This window comes from Chryseobacterium sp. UYP7, from assembly GCF_056279225.1.
In genome coordinates this window covers 387,452-400,784 of record NZ_JBWBQW010000003.1, presented here as the reverse complement: position 1 = coordinate 400,784, position 13,333 = coordinate 387,452, and the positions used below count along the sequence as shown (strand labels likewise).

Here is a 13,333-nt window from a genome sequence, read left to right as displayed (position 1 = left end):
TTGAGACTTCTAATCTCTAACGGTATTTATAGTTCACCTCTGTCTTGTTTATTTAAAGGTATTAATTTTATGAATGTAAAGTAAAGAAGGTATTTATACAAGCGGGTCTGAAGTTTTCATCGAAGATTTTAGCGATTAATTAATTTTTTAGCAAGTACAAAGTTTTCGTATTTTTACCCCGCATGCATAAATACCCAACCGTTACAGGCAATCCCCCCTATACCCCAGAATTGACTTCTCAAGCTAACGTTTGGCAGTTATGAAAAATATTTTCTAATTTTATTCCACTCTTTGCAAGGCCGATTTTAAAACTATTGCGTAATAGCAGGGGTGCAATCCTGGTTGAGATGTATGTGATGACTTCAGTGGCGGTATCATTTATTAGAACCCCGTTCAGAATATTTTTTAGCCTAAAGAACATCTCCTTAGAGTATTTTTAATTATTAATTTTTGAAAATATGAATGAGAACATAATTTCAATGGAAATTATCAATTCAAATGCTGCAGGAATTGATATTGGCAGCCGATCTCACTGGGTTGCGGTTGGCCAAAAAGATGAAGATATTAAAGAGTTTGGTGTTTTCAATGAAGACCTAAAAAACCTCTCAGATTGGCTCAAAGAAAAAGACATTCAAACCGTTGCGATGGAAAGTACAGGAACCTATTGGCAAGCTCTTTATGCTATTTTATTGGCTGACGGATTCCAAGTGATCTTGTGTAATGGCAAATTCACTAAAAACATTAAAGGTAGAAAAACAGATGTTCAAGATTATTCGTCTATTTATTTATTTTAAAGGTACTCATGAATCGCTTCGCTTATTTGTCAATGGATTCAAAAACTATACAGTATAGGCCTTTTAACAGGGAGTTTCCTTCCAGATGAAATAACAGAGAAGCTCAGAACCTACTGTCGCGATCGCGCCAATTTATTAGATTCTGCAGCAAGCACTTCAAAAAAGATGCAAAAATATTTACGCTTATTAAACCTTAGATTGGATGTTGTTGTTAATGACATCTGTGGTTTAACCGGACTGCTCATCATTCATGCGATTTGCAACGGAGAAAAAGATCCTTTAAAATTAGCCGAATTAAGACACGGTAATTGCAGAAAAACAGAAGAAGAATTAAGCGAAGCGAATCACGAATACCATTTATAATAAAAACAAAAAATGAGTAAATTTCAAAAGCACTTCATACCAATGGAATAGAAGACTATTTATTTGCCCTGAATCAAGAGCTTGAGATGTATGAAGTTTTGCAAAGTAAAATTGTACAATGCGATGTAGAGATTGAGAAAATCTTAAACTCAACAATCGGACAAGACGACAATAAACGACAACATCACATTGAACCTAAAAAACACAAAAAAATCAATAAGAATACGCCTAAAAATATCGACTTAAATTTAATGGCTTATCAATATTTTGATGGCGTAGATTTACTGGCAATTGAAGGAGTTTCCTATTCAACCGTACTATCAATAATGAGTGATGTTGGATTGGAGGGTTTCAAGAAATTCCCGACTGCAAAACACTTTGCAAGCTGGTTGAGAGTGACCCCAAACAATAAAATAAGTGGTGGTAAATACTTTCTAACAGGATCCCAAAAAGGAAGTAACCGTTTAAAAATCGCTTTAAGAAATGCAACAAATGCGATTGGTAATCTAAAAGATTCAACACCATTATCGGATTTTTTAAGGCGAATCAATTTTAGAAAAGGTCGGGTATCTGCAATCTCAGCAACTGCAAGGAAATTAGCAATCATCATTTGGAATATGGTGGTTAAAAATCAAGCATATGTCAATCCGGAAGGCAACTTATTTTTGGATGAAAAAAGAAAACTAGGCTTAGTAAAAAGGATTCAAAAACAAATTACTAAATTTGGTTTGACCAACGAAGAAATCAATTTCACAACCAATTGATTGTGAGTAAAAAAGAAAAACGTTAGTCAGAAGTTAAAAAATGATAGTCACACAACATTATTTTTAAAAATATAAGAAAATGAAATTAAGAGAATTAGGAAAAAATGGACCAAAAGTTTCACCGATCTCAATGGGTTCACGAGTATCAAATAGTAACCCATATGAACGGGAAGGAATTAAAATTTCAACAATTAAAACGTTAAAACAAGGCATAGATTCGGGTATCAATTTTTTGAATACAGCCGATTTCTACGAAATGGGGATGAATGAATTAATTATCGGGGAAGCGATTAAAAATAGAAGAGATAAAGTCTTTTTGAGTGTTAAAACAGGAACTCTAAGAAGTCCGAGCGGTGATTTTCTCGGTTTCGACGGCAGACCAAAAGCAATCAAGAACTTTTGTGCCTATTCTTTAACGAGATTGGGCGTTGATGAAATTGACCTTTACCAACCTGCAAGAATTGACCAAGACGTTCCTATCGAAGAAACTGTGGGCGCGATCAAAGATTTGATTGACGAAGGCAAAGTTCGCTATCTTGGAATTTCGGAAGCAAATGCTGACCAATTAAAACGCGCAAACAAAGTACATCCAGTTTCTGCCTTGGAAATCGAATATTCTTTAGCGACAAGATTTATTGAAAATGAAATTCTTCCTACAGCAAGGGATTTAGGAATAAGTATCGTTCCGTATTCCGTTTTAAGTTATGGCTTGTTGACTGGGAATATGTCTTTTCCATTATCAAAAGAAAATTACTTAAGTATGTTTCCAAGGTTTCAAGAAGACAATTTAAAACACAATTTACAAAAAGTAGATTTTTTGAAAGAAATGGCAGCCAATAAAAATGTTTCTGCCAGTCAATTAGCATTGGCTTGGGCTTTAAACCAGGGCGAAGACATCATTCCAATAGTTGGGATGAGCAAGCCAAGTAGAATCGAACAAAATGTAGCTGCTTTGGAAATCGAATTTACAACGGAGGAGATGACTGCTTTAAATAAAGCGTTTGACCATGATGCGATTAAAGGAGAACGTTATCCCGCGGCATTGATGAATATTGTAGCAAAATAATTAAGTGTTGAATGGTAAATCAGGAAATGACAGGAGTTATTTACTTATGCCTGAATATTAGCACGGGTACAAAACATAAAAATTATAATTAAAAAATTTAATTAGAATGAGTAAAATAGCATTAGTAACCGGCGGAAGCCGCGGATTAGGAAAAGACATGGCAATCAATATTGCTAAAAAAGGAATAGACGTAGTATTAACGTACCACAGCCAAAAAGACAAAGCAGATGAAGTGGTAGAAGAGATAAAAGGTATGGGTCAAAAAGCGATTGCATTACAATTGGACACAAGCGACGTAAAATCTTTTGATGGTTTTTTTGAAAATTTAAAAAGTGATTTGCAAAACGATTTTGGAATTGAAAAATTTGATTTCCTGGTTAATAATGCTGGAACTGCACTTTATTCCTCAATTGCAGACACAACCGAAGAACAGTTTGATGATACTGTAAATATTCACTTTAAAGGCGTGTTTTTCTTAACTCAAAAAGCCTTGAACATAATGAATGACGGCGGTGGAATTGTAAATATTTCTTCTGGACTTGCGAGATTTTCTTATCCGGGATTATCCGTTTATGGTGCTTTGAAAGGTGCGATAGAAGTGTTGACAAGATATACTGCAAAAGAATTGGGACCACGAAGAATAAATGTGAATGTAGTTGCGCCGGGTGCAATTGAAACAGATTTTGGTGGTGGCGGAACTAGAGATAATAAAGAATCAAATGCCGCAATAGCCGCAGCAACACCACTTGGAAGAGCAGGTTTACCCACAGATATTGGACCAATCGTTGCCTTTTTATGTACCGATGATGCAAAATGGATCAATGGACAAAGAATTGAAGCAAGTGGCGGAATATTACTTTAAAACAGGATTTTAAAAATAAAAGAAACAGAAACAAATCTCAACCATATAAATAGACACTTCAGTATTATTTAGCCAAAAAAGAAAAGAATTTCCTGACCTTTGACAAAACGTTGTCATAATGTTAAACTACTTTTGTGTATAATCTAAAATATAAGAAAAATGAATTTAATGTCAATCCGTATTATTACTGCCAATTTCAATGAATTAGTAGAATTTTATGAGAAAATAACAGGAATTGCAATGGTAAAGTATACCCCTGATTTTGCAGAATTAAAAACACCAAGTGCAACAATAGCAATTGGAAGTACCAAAACACTAGAGGTTTTTGGTGGAGATGATGTTGCCCAGCCGGCCCAAAACCGCAGCGTTATTATAGAATTTAGAGTTGAGGATGTTGAGAAAGAGTATGAAAGATTAGCAAGTTATCTTGAAAACAAACTCGTACAAAAACCTACAACGATGCCTTGGGGAAATAAATCTCTTTTATTTCGCGACCCTGATGGTAATCTTGTCAATTTCTTTACACCTACGTCAACAGAAGCAATGGCTAGGATTGATGGTAAAAAATAATTATTTTTAATGAAGCAAAATTGTTAATTCTCAAAGTATAGAAATTTCCGGGGAGATGAATTTATAAGTGGTAATTTGCATTGAAATTTTTTAAAAAAGTACAAAACATTAAAATAGAAAGAGTGTTAGCCGAAGAAATTGAGCAGTTACAAAAAATTTCCCGGCAAACTTTCAGCGAAACTTTTTCTGAATTTAATTCGGAAGAAAATATGCAGAAATTTCTTGATGCTAATTTTTCATTAAATCAGATTAGTACCGAATTTTATAATAAAGATTCGCTGTTTTATTTTGCCAGGGAAGCTAAAGAAATCATTGGTTATTTAAAATTAAATTTTGGCGAGGCGCAAACTGAATTACAGGAAGCCAACGGAATGGAAATCGAACGGATCTATGTTTTAAAAAATTATCACGGAAAAGAGGTTGGCAAAATTTTATATGAAAAAGCCCTTTGTATTGCGCAGGATTTGAAACTCGATTATTTATGGCTAGGTGTCTGGGAAAAAAACGAGCGCGCAATTTCTTTTTACAAAAAAAATAGGTTGGTAGGATTTTCTAAACATTCATTTATGGTGGGCGATGATGACCAGACGGATATCATGATGAGGTTTAATGTAATATATTAATTTAAAAATATACTTTTCTATGACCATAAAGTTAAGACCTGAAAATGAAAAAGATTATTACGCGATTTCTAAATTAATTTTAGACACCTACTGTGAAATTTCTTACAGCAACCATTTAGAACAAATAATGGTTGAGCGTTTAAGAAAATCCACCGCGTTCATTCCGGAATTATCAATTGTTGCTGAAAATGAAAATAAGGAATTAGTTGGGCATATTTTAGTAACCAAAATTAATATTAAGAATAAAGGAAAACTTTTCCCCTCACTTGCGCCGGCGCCTCTGTCAGTACTTCCTAAATTTAAAAATCGCGGAATTGGTAAACAACTTGTGCTTGAAGCACATAATGTTGCCAAAAAACTAGGCTATAAATATATTGTTCTTCTTGGAATTCCGGATTATTATCAGCAATTTGGATATGAGTTTTTAAGCGATTATAACATTGAAATTCCTATTGAAATTCCTAAAGAGCAGGCATTTATTATCAATTTGAACGAAAAGGATTTTAGCGAAATTGAAGGTGGAAAAGTGATTTATTCTAAAGAATTTTTTAAATAAATAAAGGGAGAAATTAATAATTTTGAGAATGAGCAAATCGCGATTATAAAATTAAAAATTTTAAAAAAATTCTCATTTCGCTTCCTTACAAACTGTTTTCGAAATGCGCAAAATTAGTTTTTAAAATAATAAAAAATATGAATTTAAATACAGCAAAAGCAATCATAACCGGCGGAACTTCGGGAATAGGATATGAAACCGCAAAACTTTTAAAATCTAAAGGTGCAGAAGTCGTAATCTGTGGCAGAACCAACAAAACGGTACAGAAAATTGCAGAAGAATTGGGCGTTTTCGGAATTAAAGCAGATGTAAGTAATGAAGCCGATATCAAAAACTTATTTGATTTTGCTTTGGAAAAAATGGCCGGTTTAAATGTTTTAGTAAACAACGCCGGACTTGGATTTATGGGTTCGCTGGTAGAAACAAAAGTTGAAGATTTCACAAGAATCTGGGAAGTTAACGCCAAAAGCGTTTTCCTTTGCGGTCAGTATGCCGCGAAACATTTTATTAAAGAAAATACCGGAAATATTATTAATATATCCTCAATGGGCGCTGTAAGCGGTTTCGCAAATGGTTCCGCCTATGTTGCCAGCAAAGCCGCAGTTACGGGACTTACAATGTGCTGGCGTTCAGAATTGCGAAAAAATAATATCCGTGTCATGCAGATCAACCCCAGTGAAGTGGTAACGCCTTTTATGGATAAAATTGGATACGTTTCAGAAAATACGGAACACAAATTAAAAGGTCTGGAAATAGCGCAGGTCGTGGCTTCAATGCTGGAATTAAATGATGTAGGCTTTATACCGGAAGTTAATGTCTGGGCAACAAATCCTTAAAAGTGGGCAGAAAAAAGGCTCTGACAATTATTAATTCAGTTTCAGAAATCTACCGTCTAATGTGTTTGCGGAAGTCTAGTCATACTCTGGTTATTTAAGTGATATGCTTCGAACTTTAACCCCACAAATACACAGTAACACATTCACGCTTTGCTTATAGAAAAAGCCAAAGAAGATCTCTCAACCACAGATTTACCAATAAATGAATTTCTAACGAGTTGGGATTTGAACATTAACAGAGTTTCAGCAAATTATTTAAAACAAAAACGGAAATGACGCCGATGGAATTTCGGAGGGGATTTAATTAATGTTTGTGGAAGTCAAGATCTTTTAGGTCTGATAATTTAAATATTCTAGAATATGATTAAATTTTTCTAAAGTTATTTTGGCTAAAACAAAAGGTATTTTCACTACCTCAATTTTCTTGAGTGAAACTACCTTTGTCTCATAAATATAAATATTATGAAAGCAATAAGAATCAATGAATTTGGCGGACCAGAAGTTTTAAAAATGGAAGAAATTGCGCGGCCCGTTCCGGCAGCAGATGAAATTCTTGTAAAATTATACGCAAGCGGTGTAAATCCCGTAGAGTGTGTGATCCGTACCGGAGGAAACGAGTCGCTGCGCCAATATTTCACTTTGCCGATGACTTTAGGTTGGGATGCTGCTGGAATTGTGGAAGAAATTGGTGGTGATGTTTCGGATTTTAAAATAGGAGATGCTGTTTTCGGGTTACCTAATTTTCCGGGAGATGGTAGTTATGCTGAATATTGCGCTGCAAAAGCCACGCAGTTTGCATTAAAGCCAAAAAATTTAAGTTTTAATGAAGCCGCTGCTGTTCCACTAACTGCACTTACTGGTTGGACTGCTATGTTTCATTTTGGAAAATTACAGGCAGGTCAACGAATTTTAATCCAAGGCGCTTCAGGTGGAGTTGGCACATTTGCAGTGCAATTTGCAAAAGCGAAAGGAGCGTATGTAATTGCAGTTGCTTCCACTAAAAACATGGATTATCTGAAAGAACTTGGGGCAGATGAAGTGATCGATTATAAAACTCAAAATTTTGAGGATTTAGTTTCTAATGTAGATGTAATATTAGAGGCTTCACCAAACCGCGATAATACAGAGCGAATAAAAGCTATAAGTGTTTTGAAAGAAGGTGGAATTTTTGTGAGTGTTAATACTGATTCACCTTTTAATGAGGAACTAATTGAAGTCCTTTCCACTAAAAATGTTACTGGAGAATTATCTGCAAACCAACCGAAAAGAGAATGGCTGGAAGAAATTGCTGCGTTAATAGAAAATGACAAGGTAAAAGTTGTTATCAATAAAGTTTATCCTTTAGTAGAAGTTGCAGATGCTCATCGGGAAAGCGAAACCTGGCACGTGCAAGGAAAATTGGTATTGGAAATCCGCAAAGAAAATGACTAAATGAAACACTTCAAAACGATCAGCGAATTTCATGATTATGTTGATCTTCCAAAGCCGCATCATCCTTTGATTAGTGTGATAGACGTCTCAACTGTGCCATATAAAAATACCGAAAAACCGGAAAGTATGCTGTTTGATTTTTATTGCATAGCGGTTAAGCGAATGGATAATGTAAAGATGAAATATGGACAGCAAACTTTTGATTTTAATGAGGGAATTATGTCCTTCATGTCACCAAAACAGGTTTTTAGTATTGCAGTAGACCATGAAGGCGAAGAAGTAAAAAAATCAGGTTGGGTTATTTATATTCATCCTGATTTATTGTGGAATACTACATTGGCAAAAACCATAAATCATTATGATTTTTGGGATTATTCTCTGAATGAAAATTTGTTTTTATCCGACAAAGAAGAAGCAATAATTAACAATATTATTTTTACCGCAAAACAGGAATATGACGGCAATATTGATAAATTTAGCAAGCAGATTATTCTCTCGCAAATTGAAAGTTTACTCAATTATGCTGACCGTTTTTATCACCGCCAATTTATTACTAGAGAAAAATCTAACCATGAAATTTTGGGTAGAGTAGAAAATTTATTAACAGATTATTTTGAAAACAAAGCGTTTTTAAGCAAAGGTTTACCGACGGTAAAGTTTATTGCTGAAAGTTTAAATCTTTCCCCAAAATACTTAAGTAACATTTTAAGGACTTTAACCGGGCAAAATACGCAGCAACACATTCATGATAAATTGATAGAGAAAGCAAAAGAAAAATTATCAACCACAGAATTGACGGTAAATGAGATTGCTTACGAATTGGGTTTTGAACATGCACAAAGTTTTAGTAAATTGTTTAAATTAAAAACTGAAATGACGCCGATGGAATTTCGGAGGGGATTTAATTAATGTTTGTCGAAATGAAAACCTTTCAGAAACAAATGAAACCTAAACAATTAGAATGAAAAAAATATTAAAGAAAACTTTATTTGTTGTTTTCGGGGGACTTATTATTATTGCGACTTCATTTGTAGGATGTAAAACATTTGGAGAAAACCCGAAGGGTGCCAAATTAAAAAATATAAGCGCATCACGAAATTATAATGATGGGCAATTTCAAAACTTAACAATCACACCTTTCCTTGCTGAAAATTATTCTATTCCAAGACTAATATATGAGCGACTATTTAAGAGATTCCCGCGTTTAAAACCTGTTGATACAATACCAAATGTAAAAACAGATTTACACAATCTAGATCCTTCGATGAATGTGCTTGTTTGGTTTGGACATTCCTCTTATTTTATGCAAATAGATGGAATTCGTATTTTGGTAGACCCTGTGTTTAGCAATAATGCGTCGCCTATACGAAATACTGTAAGACCTTTTATCGGTTCAAATATTTTCACTGTTTCAGATATTCCGAAAATAGATTATTTACTCATTTCACATGATCATTACGATCATTTAGATTACGAAACTGTAATTGGCTTAAAAGACAAAATCGAGACCGTGATATGTGGATTAGGGGTAGGTTCTCATTTTAAATATTGGGGCTTCGATACGAGAAAAATTATTGAGAAGGACTGGTATGAGCATGTTGATATTAAAAATGGTTCAAAAATCCATATTGAACCCGCAAGACATTTTTCTGGAAGGGGCTTAACGAGAAACAAAACTCTTTGGGTTTCCTATGTCCTAGAAACACCTTCAACTAAAATATACATGGGTGGGGATAGTGGTTATGGCCCTCACTATGCGGCTATCGGTAAAAAACATGGAGCTTTTGATCTGGTGATTTTAGAAAACGGTCAATATAATAAGGCTTGGCCAAATATACATGAAACACCAGAAGAAGTGTTAAAGGCCGCAAATGATTTGAATACAAAACAAATATTTCCTGTTCATTCCTCCAAATTCGTGCTTTCTATTCACCCTTGGGACGAGCCATTAATAAAACTTACAGAACTTAACAAAGCGCAAAACTTTAAACTGGTAACTCCTATTGTTGGAAAAATAGTAAATCTAAAAGATTCCACCCAAATATTTGACAAATGGTGGGTAGGGATGAAGTAGAGCTAATTTATTTCTACAGGATTACAAAAGACAACTTTTCGAATAAGACCATTAAATAAGTAATTCAGCGTCGCAAAATTTTTAAGTGCTATCTTTTCTTTTCTGAAGTACAATAAGTTGAATTAAATTTATATTATACTAACCCCCCCTATCTACGATATCTCAACCTTCTAATTTTGCTATTCCGTCGCTAATAAGAGATTATTATTTTTTGGAAACATTTTATTCCAAAGATCTAAGTACTATCCCTCATTTCTGATGTTTGTAATACTAAAACGGATCAGATTGATGATAAGCTACTTGATGATTTGAATATCTGTAATTTTTTGACTTTCAATTTAATTAAAAAATATATCCTATGGTATACGCGTATTTGCTCTTAGAAATTATCCACTAGAGATCTTACAAACATGAAAATAAATAGAAAAATTGATATGGCACGGATGAAAAAAATTGAACTCGCCAAATACCTCTGTCTTTTACCAGGACTTTTTTTGGTAATTTCGGGATTGCTCATTTTACTCATTCCAGACGCTGCGGGAAAGGTTTTTGACATTACTAATATTGATAAACTTAAAGAACCTTTCGCTTTAGCCATGGGCATTCGTCAACTTGCGATTGGTTTAATGATTGTCACACTCGCACTAAGTAACCAAATAAAAGCACTCGGAATTATAATGTTAGTTGGTGCCGTAGTTCCACTAACAGATTTTTTCGTTTTTAGTCCATCAATTGGGACTTTTTCCGCATTACGACATGCAGCACCTGTGCCTTTAATTTTTGGGTTAGGTATATATCTAACTTATCTAACTAGGAAAAAACAATGACAGGAAGCAATTAAAACAACGTATCATTAACATCGGTTTGACAGTATGGCGGGTTTAGTGCTAAATCAAAGTTTATCGCTTCTTACAAAATTTAGTATAATTGAAAGTTTTTGCTTTTCGTTTATTTTCACAAAACTTAGTATTTAATCGGCTTTAAACTCTTATATTGTTGCCTTCTGTTGAGTAATTTGGTACGTAAACTAATAAATTATGTATCTTAAATTATATTCTGCTTTCGAAGTAGACGGAAGTCTTGACAGTATACCTTTCTAATCATACTGTAAACTGTGAAAGATATTGAAAGCGCTAGTTTTATCCACTTCATTTATTCCTGATGAACCAATATTCCTATTTTAGTTTTCGAAGCAGATGATAATCTCTATAACGATGTAACCTCAAAAATTTATTAATACATGGCGTTAAAGGAAAGTCTCTATTTTCATTAGGATTTTCCAATAGTTAAATAATTTATTGACTTTAAGTAGTGGTGTTAATTGTGGAATTCAGTCAGAAGGCATAAGTTGTTAAATGAAAGATCTTACAGAATTTAGAAACATAAAGATTTTATCTTTCTATAAATTGCTATATTTGATAAGATGAATCGTGATATTTTAAAAAATTACAAATTTTGCTAATTGAAATTTATATGGTCTTGCAAAAGATGTCATAATTTTGAATTAATGGTTTGATAAAATCAAAACTTCTTATTAAATCGAAAGATTATTTATATTCATGCAGAAGAACTTTTTTTTTATTTTTTTATTTTTTTTGGGATTTACAAATGTATGTTCTCAAAGGCTCCTTCCTGAACTTTTAAATGAACTGGATAATGTAATAGCACAAGAAGATATCTATACACAAAGAAAAAAAATCGAAATTGCTGCTTTGGTTAAAGAACTTAAAAAACCAATTACTCCTGAAAAAAAATATCAGTTATACCATAAACTTTCAAAAGAGTATGAGGTTTTTGTTGCGGATTCCGCGGTGTTTTACACCAATAAGTCTTTACAAATTGCTGAAAAAGTAGGCAATTTAAATTATATTGCTGAAAGCAAAATTCAGTTGGCGCGCATCAATGCGAAAGCAGCTTTTTTCCCATTATCTCTAAGGATTTTAAAAACCATCAATAAAAAAAATCTGACGGAAACACAGTTGGTCGATTATTACAAGGCTTATTTAGAGGTTTATATTTATTGGATGGAATATCAAGATGGACATGATATAGAAGAAATTCTTCCTAAAAAAATTGCGGTACAGGACACCTTGCTTTCGATACTTCCGAAAAATTCTTATGAATACGTCATTAATTATGGAACGAGGAATATTGAACAAAAAAATTATGATGAAGCAGAAAAAACTCTGCTAAATGGATATAAAAATGTTAAGCCAGATACACGCGAATTTGCTATCATAAATTCTATATTAGCCTACTTGTATGAAAATAAAAAAAATGAAAAAAAGCAAAAAGAATATCTTGCAATTTCAGCGCTTTCGGATATTCATGCTGCTGTTAAAGAAAATATCTCTTTGCGGACTCTTTCAATTTTACTTTTTGAAGATAACGAGGTGAGTCGGGCTAATTTTTATATCAAAAGAAGTTTGGAAGATGCTAATTTTTACAATGCGAGATTACGAAATATTCAAATTGCAAGAGTTCTACCCATTATTGATAAAGCCTACCAACTTGATCGTGAAAAACAGCAAAAAAAATTGCGGAAAATATTGATAATTACCGCTCTTTTGTCAATTATCCTCTTAGTCGCAATTCTTCTTATTGTTCAACAAATGCGAAAAGTATCTGCTGCGAAACGAAAATTGACACAGATTAATGAAAAACTTAATCTCCTTAATGAAGATTTAAAACAAGCGAGTCTGCAGCAAGAACTTACGAACACATCTTTGTCCGAAGCAAATCATTTAAAAGAACAGTATATAAAAAGTTTCTTCGAAATTTGTACTGAATATATTGATCGCCTAGAAAAATTCAAAAGAATCGTTAACCGAAAAATAAAAACAGGGCAATCTGCTGAAATATTGAAGATGACGGATTCCGCAGAAGATAGCAGCCGGGAGTTAAAAGAGCTGTATCGTAATTTTGATAAAGCTTTTTTAAAGATTTACCCACAATTTGTAGAGCAGGTTAATGAATTGCTTTTACCAGAAGAACGTTATGAAATCCGACAAGATAAATCGTTAAATCAAGAACTACGTGTTTTTGCATTAATTCGGTTGGGTGTTACCAATAATAATCAGATTGCAACATTTTTACATTACACTCTCCGAACTATTTATAATTATAGAAGTAAGGTAAAATCTAAGGCTCTAAACCAAGATGATAACTTTGAACTTCGAATTCAAAATATTGGAATTATTGAGCCTGATACTGAAATTTTGCTATAGTTTTTAACATATTTTAGCAATATTTAAGTTGCTTTTATACCTTAAAGTTACCTGAGTTGATGTTTGTGTTGATTTTACGTTACACAATTACAGGTGTTTAGCTTATAAATTATTACATTACACTTTACATTGAATTTTTTTGAGTCTACCTGCTTTGCATCTTCACT

The 13,333-nt window shown here is 33.3% G+C and carries 14 protein-coding genes; all 14 read left to right on the top strand.

Annotated features, from left to right (window positions below):
• Nucleotides 1–458 precede the first annotated feature (458 nt).
• The 14 genes from ACZ9HT_RS09375 to ACZ9HT_RS09310 all read left to right on the top strand — a co-directional run bounded on the left by ACZ9HT_RS09375 (nt 459) and on the right by ACZ9HT_RS09310 (nt 13,166).
• Nucleotides 459–794 carry an IS110 family transposase gene (locus ACZ9HT_RS09375; RefSeq protein WP_476040218.1) on the top strand — a complete coding sequence of 112 codons (336 nt, stop codon included), beginning with the start codon at nt 459–461 and terminating at the stop codon, nt 792–794.
• A gap of 165 nt (nt 795–959) precedes the next feature.
• Entirely contained in the window at nt 960–1,157 is a 198-nt protein-coding gene (locus tag ACZ9HT_RS09370; protein ID WP_476040217.1) for a hypothetical protein, read from the top strand.
• 86 nt (nt 1,158–1,243) lie between these two features.
• On the top strand, nt 1,244–1,921 hold the full coding sequence (locus ACZ9HT_RS09365) for a transposase (protein WP_476040216.1): 678 nt from the start codon (nt 1,244–1,246) through the stop codon (nt 1,919–1,921).
• Between the two features lie 79 nt (nt 1,922–2,000).
• Entirely contained in the window at nt 2,001–2,987 is a 987-nt protein-coding gene (locus ACZ9HT_RS09360; RefSeq protein ID WP_476040215.1) for an aldo/keto reductase, read from the top strand.
• Between the two features lie 106 nt (nt 2,988–3,093).
• On the top strand, nt 3,094–3,849 hold the full coding sequence (locus tag ACZ9HT_RS09355; RefSeq protein ID WP_476040214.1) for an SDR family oxidoreductase: 756 nt from the start codon (nt 3,094–3,096) through the stop codon (nt 3,847–3,849).
• A gap of 168 nt (nt 3,850–4,017) precedes the next feature.
• Entirely contained in the window at nt 4,018–4,419 is a 402-nt protein-coding gene (locus tag ACZ9HT_RS09350; protein WP_476040213.1) for a VOC family protein, read from the top strand.
• Between the two features lie 122 nt (nt 4,420–4,541).
• On the top strand, nt 4,542–5,042 hold the full coding sequence (locus ACZ9HT_RS09345) for a GNAT family N-acetyltransferase (protein ID WP_476040212.1): 501 nt from the start codon (nt 4,542–4,544) through the stop codon (nt 5,040–5,042).
• Between the two features lie 19 nt (nt 5,043–5,061).
• A complete protein-coding gene (locus ACZ9HT_RS09340; RefSeq protein WP_476040211.1) occupies nt 5,062–5,598 on the top strand; it encodes a GNAT family N-acetyltransferase in 537 nt (178 codons plus the stop codon).
• Nucleotides 5,599–5,735: 137 nt separating this feature from the next.
• Nucleotides 5,736–6,434, top strand: a complete 699-nt coding sequence (locus ACZ9HT_RS09335; RefSeq protein WP_476040210.1) for an SDR family oxidoreductase — start codon at nt 5,736–5,738, stop codon at nt 6,432–6,434.
• Between the two features lie 462 nt (nt 6,435–6,896).
• The gene (locus tag ACZ9HT_RS09330; RefSeq protein ID WP_476040209.1) at nt 6,897–7,865 is read left to right on the top strand and encodes an NADP-dependent oxidoreductase; all 969 of its coding nucleotides are present in this window, start codon (nt 6,897–6,899) and stop codon (nt 7,863–7,865) included.
• Nucleotides 7,866–8,774, top strand: coding sequence for a helix-turn-helix domain-containing protein (locus ACZ9HT_RS09325; protein WP_476040208.1), 909 nt, complete (start codon nt 7,866–7,868; stop codon nt 8,772–8,774).
• 52 nt (nt 8,775–8,826) lie between these two features.
• Nucleotides 8,827–9,939, top strand: a complete 1,113-nt coding sequence (locus ACZ9HT_RS09320) for an MBL fold metallo-hydrolase (protein WP_476040207.1) — start codon at nt 8,827–8,829, stop codon at nt 9,937–9,939.
• A 410-nt stretch (nt 9,940–10,349) separates the two neighbouring features.
• Nucleotides 10,350–10,766 (top strand): DUF4267 domain-containing protein, encoded by a 417-nt coding sequence (locus tag ACZ9HT_RS09315; RefSeq protein WP_476040206.1) that lies wholly within the window; start codon nt 10,350–10,352, stop codon nt 10,764–10,766.
• Nucleotides 10,767–11,498: 732 nt separating this feature from the next.
• The gene (locus tag ACZ9HT_RS09310; RefSeq protein WP_476040205.1) at nt 11,499–13,166 is read left to right on the top strand and encodes a DUF6377 domain-containing protein; all 1,668 of its coding nucleotides are present in this window, start codon (nt 11,499–11,501) and stop codon (nt 13,164–13,166) included.
• Nucleotides 13,167–13,333: the final 167 nt, after the last annotated feature.